The 15,800-nt window shown below is 47.9% G+C and carries 14 protein-coding genes; 10 read left to right on the top strand and 4 right to left on the bottom strand.

Annotated elements, in window-relative coordinates; all coding sequences use genetic code 11:
* Positions 1 to 35: 35 nt before the first annotated feature.
* From NIA71_RS13565 to NIA71_RS13555, 3 genes are all read right to left on the bottom strand, one after another.
* Positions 36 to 2,450 (bottom strand): glycogen/starch/alpha-glucan phosphorylase, encoded by a 2,415-nt coding sequence (locus NIA71_RS13565; protein ID WP_253020672.1) that lies wholly within the window; start codon positions 2,448 to 2,450, stop codon positions 36 to 38.
* Complete coding sequence (gene glgB / locus NIA71_RS13560; RefSeq protein ID WP_253020671.1) at positions 2,431 to 4,389, bottom strand: 1,4-alpha-glucan branching protein GlgB; 1,959 nt, start codon at positions 4,387 to 4,389, stop codon at positions 2,431 to 2,433. The genes NIA71_RS13565 and glgB overlap by 20 nt, the downstream gene beginning before the upstream one ends.
* A 93-nt stretch (positions 4,390 to 4,482) precedes the next feature.
* Entirely contained in the window at positions 4,483 to 4,875 is a 393-nt protein-coding gene (locus NIA71_RS13555) for a helix-turn-helix domain-containing protein (RefSeq protein ID WP_148398131.1), read from the bottom strand.
* Positions 4,876 to 5,101: 226 nt separating this feature from the next.
* Between NIA71_RS13555 and NIA71_RS13550 the strand changes: the two genes are divergently transcribed.
* The 3 genes from NIA71_RS13550 to NIA71_RS13540 all read left to right on the top strand — a co-directional run bounded on the left by NIA71_RS13550 (position 5,102) and on the right by NIA71_RS13540 (position 6,346).
* Complete coding sequence (locus tag NIA71_RS13550) at positions 5,102 to 5,482, top strand: helix-turn-helix domain-containing protein (RefSeq protein ID WP_148398130.1); 381 nt, start codon at positions 5,102 to 5,104, stop codon at positions 5,480 to 5,482.
* 121 nt (positions 5,483 to 5,603) lie between these two features.
* Positions 5,604 to 5,789: a hypothetical protein gene (locus tag NIA71_RS13545; protein WP_253020670.1), complete on the top strand. Its 186-nt coding sequence runs from the start codon at positions 5,604 to 5,606 to the stop codon at positions 5,787 to 5,789.
* A gap of 119 nt (positions 5,790 to 5,908) precedes the next feature.
* Positions 5,909 to 6,346, top strand: coding sequence for a DUF4367 domain-containing protein (locus NIA71_RS13540; protein ID WP_253020669.1), 438 nt, complete (start codon positions 5,909 to 5,911; stop codon positions 6,344 to 6,346).
* 26 nt (positions 6,347 to 6,372) lie between these two features.
* On the opposite strand, the gene NIA71_RS13535 is transcribed toward NIA71_RS13540, so the two are convergent.
* Positions 6,373 to 6,762, bottom strand: a complete 390-nt coding sequence (locus tag NIA71_RS13535; protein ID WP_253020668.1) for a hypothetical protein — start codon at positions 6,760 to 6,762, stop codon at positions 6,373 to 6,375.
* Positions 6,763 to 7,043: 281 nt separating this feature from the next.
* On the opposite strand from NIA71_RS13535, the gene NIA71_RS13530 reads away from it, so the two are divergent.
* The 7 genes from NIA71_RS13530 to hydG all read left to right on the top strand — a co-directional run bounded on the left by NIA71_RS13530 (position 7,044) and on the right by hydG (position 15,797).
* Positions 7,044 to 8,264, top strand: coding sequence for a glucose-6-phosphate isomerase (locus NIA71_RS13530; RefSeq protein ID WP_253020667.1), 1,221 nt, complete (start codon positions 7,044 to 7,046; stop codon positions 8,262 to 8,264).
* Between the two features lie 127 nt (positions 8,265 to 8,391).
* A complete protein-coding gene (locus NIA71_RS13525) occupies positions 8,392 to 9,240 on the top strand; it encodes a 3-hydroxybutyryl-CoA dehydrogenase (RefSeq protein WP_148398127.1) in 849 nt (282 codons plus the stop codon).
* A gap of 538 nt (positions 9,241 to 9,778) precedes the next feature.
* Positions 9,779 to 11,284, top strand: coding sequence for a transcription termination factor Rho (gene rho / locus NIA71_RS13520; protein ID WP_253020666.1), 1,506 nt, complete (start codon positions 9,779 to 9,781; stop codon positions 11,282 to 11,284).
* 2 nt (positions 11,285 to 11,286) lie between these two features.
* Positions 11,287 to 12,348, top strand: coding sequence for a DUF1385 domain-containing protein (locus tag NIA71_RS13515; RefSeq protein ID WP_148398125.1), 1,062 nt, complete (start codon positions 11,287 to 11,289; stop codon positions 12,346 to 12,348).
* A complete protein-coding gene (gene prmC / locus NIA71_RS13510) occupies positions 12,330 to 13,196 on the top strand; it encodes a peptide chain release factor N(5)-glutamine methyltransferase (protein WP_253020665.1) in 867 nt (288 codons plus the stop codon). The genes NIA71_RS13515 and prmC overlap by 19 nt, the downstream gene beginning before the upstream one ends.
* Before the next feature lie 209 nt (positions 13,197 to 13,405).
* A complete protein-coding gene (gene hydE, locus NIA71_RS13505; RefSeq protein ID WP_253020664.1) occupies positions 13,406 to 14,359 on the top strand; it encodes a [FeFe] hydrogenase H-cluster radical SAM maturase HydE in 954 nt (317 codons plus the stop codon).
* A gap of 19 nt (positions 14,360 to 14,378) precedes the next feature.
* A complete protein-coding gene (gene hydG / locus NIA71_RS13500; RefSeq protein ID WP_148398122.1) occupies positions 14,379 to 15,797 on the top strand; it encodes a [FeFe] hydrogenase H-cluster radical SAM maturase HydG in 1,419 nt (472 codons plus the stop codon).
* The last annotated feature ends 3 nt before the right edge of the window (positions 15,798 to 15,800 follow it).

Below are 15,800 nucleotides of genomic sequence, written 5' to 3'. Positions count from 1 at the left end.
TCCTTAGTAAACAAGTACTTAAACGATACGACCTTTTATTTTATCTTCCAGATTTCTTTCGCATATTGGGAAATCGTGCGATCGCTGCTGAAATGCCCGGCCATTGCGATATTGGTAAGGGCCATTTTGTTCCAGCGCCGCCTGTCAGTGTAAGCCTGGTCTGCCTCAAAGAAGGCCCTCATGTAATCCTCAAAGTCCGCAAGTACAAAATATTCGTCGTTGTAGCGGATGAGGGCATCGTGTATACTCCAAAAGGCGTCCTTATCGGAGCCAAAAAATCCATTGACCAGTTGGTCGATGATTTCCATGAGTGCAGAAGAATGCTCGCAAATGTCCAAAGAACGATAGTTCCCCCGAAGATCCGTGACCTGACTGGAAGTAAGGCCGAAAAGAAACATGTTATCATCGCCTACAAGCTGATGAATCTCCACATTGGCCCCATCCATGGTTCCCAGGGTGAGGGCGCCGTTGAACATGAATTTCATATTACCGGTGCCGCTGGCCTCTTTTCCGGCAGTGGAAATCTGTTCGCTGATATCGGCGGCCGGATAGATCAGCTGGCCGATGCTGACGCTCAAATTCTCAAGAAAAACGACCTTCAGCTTTCCGCCTATCTGCGCATCATGATTGACCACATCCGCCATCGCATGAATCAGACGGATCACTTCCTTGGCGAACTCATAGCTTTGGGCTGCTTTTCCTGAGAAAAGAAAGGTATGGGGATGGAGGTCCAGATCCGGTTCTTTTTTCAGCCGATTATAAAGGTATATAATTTTAATCATATTGAGCAGCTGGCGTTTATATGCGTGAATTCGCTTTACCTGTACATCAAAGATGGATGCCGGATCGACGGTAATTCCGTTATGTTCTTTGATATATTCCGCCAGACGGCACTTTTGGACATATTTGATTTTTTCCAGCTGATTCAGAAACAAATCGTCATTGGCATAGGGGAGCAGATTTTCCAAATGATAGGCATTGGAAATCCACTCCGGTCCGATTGAAGTGGTGATCAGCCTGCCTAGAGCTGGATTGGCCTCTAGAAGAAAGCGCCTGTGGCTGACCCCATTGGTTTTATTATTGAATTTATCGGGGCTCTCCTGATAAAAGGTCTGAAAAACATCGTGTTTAAGAATATTGGTATGAATGGAGGCTACGCCGTTGACGGAATGGCTGCCGATAATGGATAAATTGGCCATGCGCACCTGGCCGTCCCAGAGGATCGCAGAGGAACGGGTCCGGTCCTGCCAATCTGCTTGGCTGCGGTCAATATTTTCGCGGTAACGTCGGTCGATTTCCTCGATAATCATGTAGACCCGCGGCAGCAATCGCTGTATGAGATCAATGGGCCACTTTTCCAGAGCCTCGGGCATGATCGTATGATTGGTAAAAGAAATTGTTTTTGTTACAATGTCCCAGGCATCATCCCATTCCAGGTTTTCTTGATCCAGGAGAATCCGCATCAGCTCCGGAACACACAGCGCCGGATGGGTATCGTTGGTATGGATGGCTGTGCGGTCTGAAAAGGCGCGCCAGTTATCTGCGCCGTATTGATGCTTATAGTTATCAATGATGGAAGCGATTCCGGCAGCGGTGAGAAAATATTCCTGTTTTAAGCGCAGTTCTTTTCCGGCAGGTGTACTGTCGTCGGGATAAAGGATGGCTGTGATCGCTTCAATCTCATTCCGCTCACGGACTGCTTCACTGTATTTACCGTTGTTAAAAGCAGCAAGGTCAATCTTTTCCTCTGCTGGTTCGGCTTGCCAGAGCCGCAGCATGTTTACAGTTTTGCCGTCATATCCCACAATGGGTACATCGTAAGGAACGGCCAGGACGGTCTGATAAGCCGTGTGCTCAAAATTGATTTTACCATCTTCATAGGTCCGTTCCACCTTACCGCCAAAGTGTACGGAAACGGCGCTATCCGAATTGCGGATCTCCCAGGGATACCCGTTGACCAGCCAGGGATCCGGTTCTTCGGTCTGACGGCCGTCCTCAATGGTCTGTTTGAATAGTCCGAATCGATAACGGGCGCCCATACCCATCCCCGCAAGATCCAGGTAGGCCATGGAATCCAAAAAACAGGCTGCCAGCCGTCCCAGTCCTCCGTTGCCCAAGCCAGGGTCCGGCTCCATGGGAAGAAGCTGATCCAAATCCTCTCCCAGTTCTTTGAGTCCTCGACGAACTGTTTCTTCGATTCCCAAGTTAATCAGGTAGTTGTTCAGCAGCCTGCCGATGAGAAACTCCATGGAAAAATAATAGACCTGCTTTCGCTGCTGGCTTATGTGCCGCAGCCTGGTTTCAGTGTGAAGCTTTGCTGCTCGGCTGCAGATCATTTTTGCCAGTACTTCGTATCTTTCCCGCTTGGTGCACTCTTCAAAGGGCTTTGCCATGGTTTTAGTAAATTCCGCCAGATATTGTTCCTTAAAGTCATCCTTGCTTGCAAACATAATTCTTGTTATCCTCCTTTAATTCCTCCGATCCTTTTTTTGGCGGACAGTAAGTAAGGATCATCCCGCCGACCGGAGGAACTAAGATCGATAGATACTGCTTCTGCCCGTGGTACTCGCCTTTTCTTGTTCTTAGGAGACGGCGGTTGACGCAGCCGCTTCCCCCGAAATCTTTATCGTCTGAATTGAATACCTCCCGGTAGATGCCCGGCTCCGGTACGCCGATCTTAAAGTCTTTATAGGTTTGAGGCTGAAAGTTGAGGAGGATGATAGCAAAATCCGTTTTTTTCTCACCCTGCCGTTTAAATATCAAAATACTTTGCCGGCAATTATCAGCATCGATCCATTGATAACCGTTCCAAGTATAGTTTTCTTTCCAAAGGGCGGACTGACGAAGATAACAGTGGTTCAGCGCTTTTACATATTGCTGATGTTTTGCATGGGCTTCATAGTCCAGCAGGAACCATTCCAGTCCTTCGTAGAATCGCCACTCGATGAATTGGCCGAATTCACTGCCCATAAAGTTAAGTTTGGCGCCGCTGTGGCACATTTGATAAAGGAGCAAGAGTCTCAGCCCCGCAAATTGCCGCCAGTAATCGCCCGGCATGCGGCCGATTAAAGAAGCTTTACCATGGACCACTTCATCGTGTGACAAGGGCAGGATAAAGTTTTCATTAAACGCATACATCATGGAAAAGGTCAGCAGGTTATGGCTGCCGTCGCGGAAAGGAAAGTCCAGTGAGCAGTATTTGAGGGTGTCGTTCATCCAGCCCATATCCCATTTGTAATGAAAGCCCAGGCCGCCTTCTTCCGGCGGATAGGTAACCAGGGGCCAGGCTGTACTTTCTTCTGCGATGGTAAAGGCATCGGGAAAGAGCTGGCCTACGGTTTGATTGAGCTTTTGCAGGAAGGCCTGTGCGTGGAGATTTTCTTCGCCTCCCCGCTCGTTATATCGCTTTAGGCTGGGCTTATCGATTCCATAGTTGAGATAGAGCAGACTGCTGACGCCGTCCACCCGCAGCCCGTCAGCATGATATTCCTCCAGCCAAAAAACGGCGTTGCTGATAAGAAAATTAGCTACTTGCGGTCTGCTGTAGTCAAAATTAAACGTACCCCAGTGGGCGTGTTCCTGGGATTCATATAACTTTGAGCCGCAGAAGCTGCAGAGCCCATGTCCGTCTCGGCAGAAATGGCCTGGAACCCAATCCAAGATCACGCCGATGCCGGCCTGATGCAGGCAATCGATCAGATATTTGAAATCCTGCGGCGGTCCATAGCGGCTGGTAGGGGCATAATAGCCGGTGATTTGGTAGCCCCAAGAACCGTCGAAGGGATGCTCCATTACCGGCATCAATTCCACATGGGTGTACCCCATTTCTTTCACATAATCGGTCAGCTCTTTGGCCAGCTCCCGGTAAGTATAAAAGACCGGTTCCTCCCCCTCTTGTATGCCTCGCTTCTGCTTCCAAGAACCAAGGTGGACCTCATAGATGTTCAGGGGCTTTTTAAAATGAGATTGTTTTTTTCGCTGTGCCATCCAGCTGGAGTCGCACCACGTGTATGAAAGGTCTGTCAGTCTGGATGCCGTTCCCGGCCGCTTTTCGGCATAAAAGGCGAAAGGGTCTGCTTTATACAGCAGGCCGCCGGAGGGCGTCTCAATTAAGTATTTGTACAGCATGCCTTCTTTTGCATGTGGAACAAAGGTTTCCCATACCCCGCTTTCCTCTAGTTGCCGCATGGAGGTTTCCCGTCCCTGCCAATCGTCGAAGTCGCCGATGACCCGTACACTTCTTGCGCCTGGAGCCCAGACCGTAAATCGGTAACCGCTTTGGCCGTCCTTTCGATCCTTGTGGGCGCCAAAACTTTGATAGCAAAAGATATAATCGCCCTGCTCAAAAAGACGAAGTGCATTTCTGTCCGGAAAGTTGTATGTGGCCATGTGTCACCTTCTTCCTCTCAACGATATAAACCTAAATGCAATATTATGAAAGCCGGCCTCATAATATGAGTACCGGCTTTAATTTTTTTGGTGTTAATAATCCACCTGCAGAGCCTCTTGTCTTTTCCGAATGTCCAGCCGGGCCAGCTCTTCCGCCCGTTCCAGGAGTTGTCCTTTTGATACTTCCGAAAGCTTTGAATAAAGATTCAGAAGTTGGTGTTCGTCCTTGGTAATGTTCTGGTGCAGAAAGTAATCGCTTAAAATCGATTGCACATCACATTTTACCAAAGCATCCATCTCCACATGATAAAATTGAGAAAGGGAGTAAAGTGTATTGAGATCCGGCAGCCGTTCACCCTGCTCGAGCAGGCTGTAAGAAGATCTGCATAATCCGATTTTTGCGGCCAGCTCTGCTTGGTTGAGCCGGACAGTCCTTCTCAATGTTTTTAAGTTCCTGGAAAGTCTTAAATGATCATCGATTTTCATAAACACCTTCTTTCCGTAATTTAGGGTTCAAAAAACACGATATTATAGACTACAAATTTAGACAAAAAGACGCAACTTTCGACAAATGATATAAAATTTTCCAAAAATTCTCTTTAAAGATATACTTAATTACACCAATAGTTTATTTCCGCGGGAGCTGAGAACACTAGACTATAAGTAGAGATAATTGTAACTGTGAGTGGAAACAGTTCCTGGGAGGAGAAGAATGAAGAAAAAGACCAGTTTAAAGGAGATCGATCTTAAGAAAATGGGGCGGCGGATCCGGACGCAGCGTGAAGCGATTCATATGACCAGGGGGCAGCTGGCAGCCAAATTAGGCGTCTCCAGTAAGTTTGTAGCAGATATTGAATATGGAGATAAAGGGGTATCTATTCAAACCTTATATCGGTTGACGCAGATTTTGAATTTGAGTGCTGATTATATTCTGGCTGGAGACAAGGCCGCCACAGATACTGCAGATCCGGAAATAGAGAGAATTAAGGAAAATATTATGGGTCCGCTCTCGGCCTGCTCGGTAGAACAGTTGAAATGTATGGAGCAGATTGCAAGATATTATGTGGAAGGAATTGTCGGCAAGGAAGAGTGATCCGTATCGAAGCATTTGAAAGAATTGCATAGAACATTAGATTGAATTATAATAAACCTATTAAGTACACCGCAGTGGCAACTACAGATAAAGGGGTAACACCGTAAAGAAAGGAAAGAACATGGCTGAGAAAAATAAGGATGAAAGAACGACGGCAAGAAGCGCAGTTGAGAACGCATTGGTAAAGGCCCTATCTGATGATATGGAGGAAATCCCGGAAGTGTCGATTACGGTAGAGGAGCTCAAAGCTTTGGACGCTGCAGATAAAAAAAGCGCAGAAAACGAGCGGCGAGGTGTGCTAGTGTAGCGGCAGTTGCGGTAATTGTGTGTGCAGCGGTGGTTTATATGGCGTGGCCGGAAACAGTAGTTCCGGTCGACGCCGACAAAAATACGGAACAGCGGGTTGAGACAGGGGATGGAGAGATTGTGATTAATGAAGGGGAAATCCAGGGCGATAGTGGAATTACCGCATATGAGGAAACAGATTGGAATAAAGTTGAAGATTTAAGAAAAGTAGCGCCTAAATTGGCTATTCCTAAATATATCCCTGATGGGTATAATTTTGATAAAATAAATGTAGAAATTTACGAAGAGGATGGGTTTTCTGCAGGGACTACTTTTAAGAATAATAACTTAGAACTATACATAAACCAAAGACAGTATAATGGAGACGATTCAAAGGTAACGAGGGCTAAAGGAAACTTTGAAATTATAGAGTGCAATTTAGGAAAAGTATACCTATCAAACAATAAAAATGAACCAATCTTAGCAACGGTTTACCTTACGAATGGACAACTAAATATTAATGGAGATATTAGCAAAGAGGATATAATAAAAATGTTGAATAATATAGAAATGCCTTAAATTAAAATTTAAGGCATTAAATAAATTTAAAAGACGTTACTATAAAATGTTTTAGTTATTGTGGAACTCCCCTTTTTACTTGTAAAATCCGCTTTTGCCCGATATACTTTGCCCTTTACAAGAGTAAAAGTATATGGCAAGGACAAAGAACGTACATTGGATTTTGTCCGAGATACAGTTTTTACAGGAACACCAGTAGCGGTTCTCCAAGAACCGTTATATTTCTCCTGAAGGGTAATTTTGTTAGTAGCGGAATCTACAGTTGTTGTATAAGTAATATCTGCGGATACACGAGCAGACGTATTACTTGTGCGGTTGGCATTTACGGTAGCACTCCACGAGTACGCACTGACCACACTGACCGATCCAAACACCAGCACTAATGCAATAACGAGAAATAGACATTTTCTTTTCATTTTTTACCTTACCTTTCTTTCCGTTAATGTGTAATAGAATAATTAAATAACGTGAAATCAATTTATCGTTATAAAGCTATGAAGACAATGAATTGCAAGGACCGCAAAGTCGCATTGTCTTTTTTTTGGTCAAAAGCCGAAAGAGGTGACAGAATAATAGGGAAAAAACACAAATTAATACTGTTTTTTGAGTGACTTGAAGATAAATCAGGAAAACATTTTCTTGAATAACAGGAACAGGCAGATTACAATAAAAAGGATAGGGATAAAGGAGGTTTTCTATGGATATAAAGATAGACGTTTCCAGAAGCTGTTTGGTACAAGGGGATATAGACCGCAAAAGAGAAAAGGCCGATGAGGCCCTGGAAAGGCTATGGTCAGGAAAAGAAGATTTTACAGGGTGGGTAAAACTGCCTATGGAGTATGATAAACAAGAGCTGGAAAGCCTTTTGGCTGTTTCCGACGCCATTGGCCTCCAGTGCGAGCTTTTGATTGTAATCGGCATCGGCGGCTCCTACCTCGGCGCGAAAGCTGCGATCGAGGCCCTTCCCAAAGAACCCGGCGCGCCGGAGGTGAAGTTTGCGGGAACCAATCTAAGCGCTGCCTACCATGCACAGCTGCTGGAGGAAATGGGCAGAAAAGAAGTCTGCCTCTGCGTGATTTCCAAATCCGGCACTACGGTAGAGACGGCCGCCGCATTCAGCATTTTCAAAAAAGAGCTGATTCGTACATATGGAGAAGCAGAAGCGAGAAAACGGATCTATGTGATAACCGATCCGGAAAAAGGCGCTTTGCGGGAAGAAGTGGAGAAGGAAGGTTATATCAGCTTTTCTGTTCCCTCTGACATCGGCGGCCGCTACTCGGTTCTGACTCCTGTGGGACTGCTTCCCATCGCGGCTGCGGGAGCCGACGTCAAGGCCATGCTGGACGGCGCTGCGGCTGCGGCTCTTTCTACGGACTGGGATTTTGACGCCAAGGACTATGCCATCGCAAGGTATTTGCTCCTGCAAAAAGGAAAAGTCATTGAAGGGATTCAGTACTTTGAACCCAGGCTCAAATCCTTTGTTTCATGGATGAAGCAGCTTTACGGAGAGAGCGAAGGCAAAAACGGAACCGGCCTCTTTCCGTCCGGTCTGGAATTGACCACCGACCTTCATTCCATCGGGCAGTTTTTGCAGCAGGGAAACCAGGTTTTCTTTGAAACGGTACTCAATGTGATGGAAGCGGACGTCGATCTGACCATTCCATCGGGGCCGCTGGCGGGAAAGACGCTGAACCAGCTCAATAAGGCGGCGGTCAAGGGCGTCATCCAGGCTCACAGCGGGGCGCAGATCCCCATGGTCCGCATTGACATTCCAAAGCTTGACGCCTATCATCTAGGCCAGCTGATCTACTTCTTTGAAACCACCTGCGCTCTTACCGCAATGCTGATGGAAGTAAACCCCTTCGACCAGCCGGGCGTGGAAGCATATAAAAAAGAAATGAAAAAAGAAATTTCCTAATGCAAAGAAGGCAAAAATAGTTTACAATAGATGAGTGTGTGGTATATAATATACCATGAGGATAAAGTTAATTTTTTAACAATCGGCTCCGAGAAGGCGGATTGTTACACTACAAGGAGGACATACAATGAAAAAAGTAGGAGTATTAGGAACAGGCACAATGGGTGCCGGAATTATTCAGGTTCTTGCTCAGAACGGATACGAAGTTGTACTGAGAGCCAGAAGACAGACTTCCGTTGATAACGGACTTGCTACTGTTACAAAGAATCTGGACAAAATGGTAAAGAAAGAAAAGATTACAGCTGCTGACAAAGATGAAATCCTTAGCAGAGTACATGGATCAACAGATATCAGCATCGTTAAGGACGCTGATCTGATCATCGAAGCTGCCACAGAAAACATGGAAGCAAAGAAAGCACTCTTCCAGGAACTGGACGAACTGTGCAAGCCGGATACAATCATCGCTACTAATACTTCTGCACTGTCCATCACAGAAATCGCTGCGGCAACCAACAGACCGGACAAAATCATCGGAATGCACTTTTTCAACCCGGTACCTGCCATGAAGCTGGTAGAAATTGTTAAGGGACTGACCACATCCGAAGAAACGAGAGAAACCATCATCGAGCTGACCAAGTCACTGAAAAAGACACCGGTAGATGTAGCGGAAGCTCCTGGATTCGTAGTAAACAGAATCCTGATCCCGATGGTAAACGAAGGAATCGGAATTCTTGCAGACGGAGTTGCTGATGTGGAAGGAATCGACACTGCAATGCAGCTGGGCGCCAACCACCCGATGGGACCTCTTGCACTGGGCGATTTGATTGGACTGGACGTATGCCTTGCTATCATGGAAACCCTGTACAGCGAATTCGGCGACACCAAATACAGACCGCATCCGCTGCTGAGAAAAATGGTTAGAGCCAACAAGCTGGGTAGAAAGACCGGCATTGGTTTCTACGACTACAGCAAATAAACCGATACATAAACAATCGCATAAATATAAAGCAACGAAAAAGAGACTGTTCATTTTGTGTTCAGTCTCTTTTTGATTCTATGCGCCGCGCCGATCCCTCGACGGCCGCACCCCCCCAATCAACTGCAGCTCCTCAAGTTTCCCGTTCCGCTCCAGCCGTACTAAACCGCCTCGCTGCAGCTTTCGCCCCAGCCGAAGCCTCTCCAGAAAAAATTTCATCGTGAACCGCACCGAAAAGGCAAGATCACGATAATTCCGCCCCGCCCGGCCCTTATTCATCCCGGGCCACACCTCAACACCCCAAGTGGCCGCCTTCCGGCCCGGCTTCTGCTCACAACCCCCAGCCCCGGCATATTTTTCCTTCTAACGCAAGAAAACCATTGTACCAATTCTCGAATTGGTATATATTATTAATATTAGAATGTCTCAAAATCTTATCTGTTTTATCTATTTACACGAAATCTAGTGAAATCACCAAAACAGGATGACAAAAGCAAGAAAGGAACGCACCGTTCGGATGTGCGTAGAAATGTGATTTATGGAAGAAAAGACGCTAAAGGGAAAGAAAGTGGCCGAACTGAGGGAAATGGCAAAGAATCTGGGAATGAAAGGCTGCGATTCCATGCGGAAAGCGGAACTGATTGCTGCTCTCATGCAGGAGCCTGCCCAGCCGGAGGCCAAAGCAGAGAAGCCGGAGGAAAAACCTAAAACCAAAGAAAGAACCAATAAGAACACGGCAAAGCCTGGGAACGAAAAGGGCAGGGACGGGAAGAGGGCTAAAGCGCCCAAGCCCAAGGCTGAACCAAAGCAGCTGAAAGAAAAGGAAACTGAGAAAGCAACGGAAGCGACCGCTCCGCCAGAAGAAGAAACTGGAGAAACCAGACCGAGAAAAAACGAACGAAAAATTGTACCGGATAAAGAGGACCGGCCGGAAGTAGAGGGCATCCTGGAGCTGGCCGAAGGGGGATTCGGCTTTCTGCGATTTTCCAACTTCCTCACCAGCGACAAGGACATCTACGTGTCCCCTGCTCAGATCCGCAGATTCAATCTGAAAACAGGTGATAAAATCCGCGGAATCTCAAGGAAACCCAATGAAGGAGAACGGTTCGGCGCACTGCTCTACGTGGTAACGGTCAATGGAGACGAACCGGGAGTGGCAATAAAGCGCCCTCATTTTGAAGATTTGACGCCGATCTTTCCCAACCAAAGATTGACGCTGGAAGATGGAACTAGAGATCTGTCCATGCGCCTCATCGACTTAATCGCCCCCATCGGAAAAGGGCAGAGGGGCCTGATTGTAGCGCCTCCCAAAGCGGGTAAGACGGTGCTTTTGAAAAAGGTGGCCAACAGCATTGAAAAAAAATATCCCGATGTTGAAATGATCGTGCTTTTGGTGGATGAACGGCCGGAGGAAGTTACGGATATGAAACGCTCGCTCCAGGGCGGTGAAGTGATCTATTCCACCTTCGACGAGCTGCCCCAGCATCACGTCAAGGTAGCAGAAATGGTGCTGGCCCGCGCTCAGCGCCTGGTGGAACACGGAAAAGATGTTGTTATCCTGCTGGACAGCATCACCAGATTGGCCAGAGCCTACAACCTGGTGGTACCGGCATCGGGAAGAACGCTGTCAGGTGGACTGGATCCGGGAGCGCTTCACAAGCCGAAAAAATTCTTCGGCGCCGCAAGAAACATGGAAGAAGGCGGCAGCATCACCATTCTGGCTACTGCCCTGGTGGAGACTGGAAGCCGCATGGACGACGTTATCTTCGAGGAATTTAAAGGCACCGGAAATATGGAGCTGCATCTGGATCGAAAGCTTTCCGAAAAACGGATTTTCCCGGCCATCGATCTCAACAAATCGGGAACAAGAAGAGAAGACCTGCTGATGAACCAGGAAGAGCTGGGGGCCGTATGGGCCATGCGCAGAGCCCTGTCAAACGGCAGCACCCAGGATGTGACAGAGACTATCATCGATAATCTGGCACATACCAAAAACAATCGGGACTTTATCCAGGTAATCAGGAAGGTAAGGCTTGAGGGGTAAACATGGATCTGAAACGAATATTTGTAAAAGACGCCTGTCCGACAAAGGTGGGAGGACAGGCCGTTTTAGACGGGATCATGATGAAGGGGGAGGACCGAACAGCAGTTGCCGTGCGCTTTCCCAATAAATCAATACACCTCAAAACTGAGAAATTGAAAAAACCTGCCAAATGGATGAAGATTCCGATCCTTAGAGGGGTGGGCGTCTTTGTGTCTTCCCTGGTGACAGGAACAAAGACGCTGATGTATTCGGCAGAGGTCCTGGAAGGTTATGACGGCCCCGATGCAGTGGAATATGAAGATGATAAATTGAGTCTGTGGCTGGAAAAACGGTTCGGTGAAAAGGGGGCATGGAATGTGATGCTTTACGCCTCCGTAGTGATCGCTCTGCTTTTGACCGTCGGCATCTTTATCATCCTGCCCACGGCAGCGGTCAATTGGCTGGGGCACTTTACCGACAGCGGCATCCTGCTCAATCTGGTAGAAGGCGTTCTTCGTATTCTGCTCTTTATCATCTATGTGCTGGCGATTTCCAAAATGCAGGATATCCAGACTGTATTCCGCTATCATGGAGCTGAGCATAAGTGCATCCATTGCTTTGAAAACGGACTGGAGCTGACGCCGGAAAACTGTCAGAGCTTTTACACCCTTCACCCCAGATGCGGAACCAGCTTTCTCATGTTTGTCATGGTAATCAGCCTGGTACTGTTTTCCCTTTTAGGATGGCCCAATCTGTTCTGGAGGATTGCCTCAAGGCTGCTGCTCATTCCAGTGATCGCCGGCCTTTCATATGAGCTTCTCAGATGGGCGGGCCGCAGCGATAACTGGCTGGTCAAGGTTCTCAGCCTGCCAGGACTGTACTTGCAGAAGCTGACAACCTCCGAACCGGACAAGGAGCAGCTGGAAGTGGCGATTGCAGCCATGAAAGCGGTGATGGTTGACCCCGAAACGCCTTGCTTTGAAGGCTTGTGCGATAAGGACGGCAGACCCCTTGAAAAAGAGGAGGCGCAAACGAAAGAAAATGAAGGAGAGAAGGAAGACGATACATGCTCGTTAGAGAAATGATAAAGGCTGGAGAGATCAGGCTCATCGAGGCCCACTGCATGGATCCCTGGCTGGATGCGGAACTCCTGTATTATTATTTGACCGGACAGGATCGGGTGGATCTGTTTCTGGCTTCCAACAGGCCGGTGGATCCGGATTTGCAGCGCAGATACTTTGATCTTATCAGCCAGAGGGAAAAGCGGATCCCTTTGCAGCATATTACCGGATCGCAGGAATTCATGGGCTTGACCTTTCAGGTAAATTCCGATGTTCTGATTCCCCGACAGGATACAGAGATCCTAGTTGAAGAGGCCGCGAAGATTCTACGGGGAGATAACCCCCGCATCCCAGGCAGAAGGAGCTGGAGAGTGCTGGATCTTTGCTGCGGAAGCGGCGCTGTCGGCATCTCCCTGGCCCGGATCTGCCAAAACATAAAAGTGACCGCCAGCGATTACAGCGGACCGGCCCTTGAGACAGCCAGATTTAATGCAGAGAAAAACCGGGTAAAAATCCGTTTTGCGCAGGGCGACCTTTATGAAGCGGTGGCCAAGAAACGATTTGATATGATCGTTTCCAACCCGCCTTACATCCGCACCCATATGATTCCCATTTTACAGGATGAAGTAAAATCCTTTGAGCCTCTGATGGCTTTGGACGGAGGAGAGGACGGTCTGGACTTCTATCGCAGGATCATCGCAGGAGCGCCGGCCCGTCTGCGCAAAAAAGGAATCCTGGCGCTGGAAATCGGCCATGACCAGGCAAAAGACGTGTCCGAGCTGATTAGAGCGACAAGGAAGTTTACCAAAGTCAATGTGGTGAAGGACCTGGCAGGGCATGATCGGGTCGTATATGCAGCAACATTGTACTGAAAATGAGGTGGTTGAATTTCCATTTTTGTGGTAAAATCATATTACACCTGAGAAAAAGGGATTAACCGATTTCAAAGGGACAGAAATATAAATCGTACTGAACCAGAAAGAAGGGATTCTTATGGAAAGGCGGTGGCATATGTATAAAAGGAACAATCTCTGTACAGCCATAGCCTGGGCAGAGATTTTTTGATTGAATGGAGTAAGTTATGGACAAAAACGAGTTGGTAAGATTGCTGGCCCTGGAGGATTTCGGCCCGGTCTATGAAAGAGCCGACCAGGTGAGGCGGGAAAATGTGGGCGATGAAGTACAGATCAGAGCCATCATCGAGTTTTCCAACATCTGCGGAAGAAAATGCAGATACTGCGGAATAAACAGCACCAACAAAAGCATCATCCGCTACCGCATGTCCCCGGAGGAGATTGTGGAAACCGCAAGGCAGGCGGTGTCGGCAGGATACCGTACTATTGTTTTACAGTCCGGGGAAGATCCGTGCTTCCATAAAGAGACGATGGGTCAAATCGTCAAAGCAATCAAGCAAATGGGAGCGGCCGTGACCCTTAGCTGCGGCGAGCTCACCTCCAGCGAGCTGGCGTACCTGAAGGAATGCGGCGCTGATCGCTATCTTTTAAAACATGAAACAGCCGATCCGATTCTCTATCGAAAGCTTCATCCGTGCGGCACCTTAGAAGATCGGATTGAATGCCTGCGGACCATCGATCGTCTTGGGTATGAGACAGGCAGCGGATTTATGATTGGTCTGCCCGGGCAAAGCCTAAAGACCATTGCCGATGATCTCTTGCTGCTAAAGCAGCTTCATTGCAAAATGGCGGGAATCGGCCCCTTTATTCCCCACCCGGATACGCCCCTTTGGAATGAAAAAGAAGGAAGTCCGGAACTGACCAAGCGGGCGGTGGCCCTGGCCAGGCTGGTTCTGCCCAAAGCCAACCTGCCAGTGACCACTTCCCTGGGCGTGATTAATCAAAAGGAAAAAGAAAACGCCTTTGCCTGCGGGGCTAACGTCATCATGAAAAAAGTAACGCCGGATCCTTATAAAGAGGCATACCAAATCTATCCGGCAAAGCTGGAGAAAACCGATATTCAAAAAGACAGGAATTTATTAGAGGAGCAGATTAGAGGGCTGGGAAGAATTCCCCTCTAGAAAAAAGGAAGGAAGAACCATGTACAACAGTAAATCCAAAATCGCAACTGAATTTATCGATGATGCAGAAATTAAACGCACCCTGGAATACGCCAAAGAGCATAAAGACGATCTGGACGCCATGCGCCGGATTCTGAAGAGAGCGGAAGACTGTAAGGGACTTAGCTATGAGGAAGCCGCCCTGCTCCTGGAATGTGAAGATCCCCAAATTCACCAGGAGATTTTCAGCCTGGCCGAGCGGATCAAAGAGAAGTTTTACGGCAACCGTATTGTGATGTTTGCTCCGCTGTACCTTTCCAATTACTGTATTAACGGCTGCAAATACTGCCCTTATCACGGACAGAATAAGCACATTCGCCGCAAAAAACTGACGCAGGAAGAAATCGTGCAGGAAGTAACGGCCCTGCAGGATATGGGTCATAAGAGGCTGGCACTAGAAACCGGCGAAGACCCCAAGATGAACCCGATTGAGTATGTACTAGAATCCATAAAAACCATTTATGGAATCAAACATAAAAATGGCGCCATCCGCAGGGTGAACGTCAACATTGCCGCTACCACCGTGGAAAACTATAAAAAGCTCAAGGAAGCAGGAATCGGCACCTACATCCTCTTCCAGGAAACCTATAACAAAGAAGCGTATGAAGACCTTCATCCATCGGGACCAAAGAGCGATTATGCTTATCATACCGAAGCCATGGACCGGGCCATGGAAGCAGGCATCGATGATGTGGGCTGCGGTGTTCTCTTCGGGCTTAACTTATATAAATATGATTTTGTGGGAATTCTGATGCACGCCAAGCATTTGGAAGACACCTTCGGATGCGGACCCCATACGATCAGCGTGCCGCGGGTGCGTACGGCAGACGATATCGATCCGGATGCATTTGACAACGGGGTACCCGATGAAATCTTTAAGCGGATTATTGCCTTACTTAGAATCGCAGTTCCTTACACGGGAATTATCATGTCCACAAGAGAGAGCAAAGAAATGCGTGCAGCAGCCCTTCATCTGGGAGTATCCCAGCTCAGCGGCGGCAGCCGTACCAGCGTGGGCGGATATGTGGAGGAAGAAGCGGAAGAGGATAATTCCGCCCAGTTCGAAGTCAGCGATACAAGAACGCTGAACCAAGTGGTTGACTGGCTGATCGATGAAGGACACGTACCCAGCTTCTGCACAGCTTGCTATCGGGAAGGCCGGACGGGTGACCGTTTTATGAGCCTGGTAAAGAACGGGCAAATCGCGAATATCTGTCAGCCTAATGCGCTGATGACCTTAAAGGAATATCTGGAAGACTATGCTTCACCGGAGACGAAAGCCAAAGGCGAGGAGATCATTGCCAAGAGGTTGGAAATGATCCCCAACGAAAAGGTGAGAGAAGTCGTGAGGGAACACCTCGGCGATATCCATGAGGGGCGCCGCGATTTCAGACTGTAACTT

The sequence above is a fragment of the Ihubacter massiliensis genome (genome assembly GCF_024125305.1).
Taxonomy (GTDB): Bacteria; Bacillota; Clostridia; order Peptostreptococcales; family Anaerovoracaceae; genus Hominibacterium; species Hominibacterium faecale.
Note: the sequence above shows the minus strand (reverse complement) of the source record. Positions and strands in the feature narration are given on the sequence as shown.

Excerpts from the sequence above, each read along its gene's own strand:
- NIA71_RS13565 (WP_253020672.1), bottom strand. The coding sequence starts at position 2,450 with ATGTTTGCAAGCAAGGATGACTTTAAGGAACAATATCTGGCGGAATTT.
- glgB (WP_253020671.1), bottom strand. The coding sequence starts at position 4,389 with ATGGCCACATACAACTTTCCGGACAGAAATGCACTTCGTCTTTTTGAG.
- NIA71_RS13555 (WP_148398131.1), bottom strand. The coding sequence starts at position 4,875 with ATGAAAATCGATGATCATTTAAGACTTTCCAGGAACTTAAAAACATTG.
- NIA71_RS13550 (WP_148398130.1), top strand. The coding sequence starts at position 5,102 with ATGAAGAAAAAGACCAGTTTAAAGGAGATCGATCTTAAGAAAATGGGG.
- NIA71_RS13545 (WP_253020670.1), top strand. The coding sequence starts at position 5,604 with ATGGCTGAGAAAAATAAGGATGAAAGAACGACGGCAAGAAGCGCAGTT.
- NIA71_RS13535 (WP_253020668.1), bottom strand. The coding sequence starts at position 6,762 with ATGAAAAGAAAATGTCTATTTCTCGTTATTGCATTAGTGCTGGTGTTT.
- NIA71_RS13530 (WP_253020667.1), top strand. The coding sequence starts at position 7,044 with ATGGATATAAAGATAGACGTTTCCAGAAGCTGTTTGGTACAAGGGGAT.
- NIA71_RS13525 (WP_148398127.1), top strand. The coding sequence starts at position 8,392 with ATGAAAAAAGTAGGAGTATTAGGAACAGGCACAATGGGTGCCGGAATT.
- rho (WP_253020666.1), top strand. The coding sequence starts at position 9,779 with ATGGAAGAAAAGACGCTAAAGGGAAAGAAAGTGGCCGAACTGAGGGAA.
- NIA71_RS13515 (WP_148398125.1), top strand. The coding sequence starts at position 11,287 with ATGGATCTGAAACGAATATTTGTAAAAGACGCCTGTCCGACAAAGGTG.
- prmC (WP_253020665.1), top strand. The coding sequence starts at position 12,330 with ATGCTCGTTAGAGAAATGATAAAGGCTGGAGAGATCAGGCTCATCGAG.
- hydE (WP_253020664.1), top strand. The coding sequence starts at position 13,406 with ATGGACAAAAACGAGTTGGTAAGATTGCTGGCCCTGGAGGATTTCGGC.
- hydG (WP_148398122.1), top strand. The coding sequence starts at position 14,379 with ATGTACAACAGTAAATCCAAAATCGCAACTGAATTTATCGATGATGCA.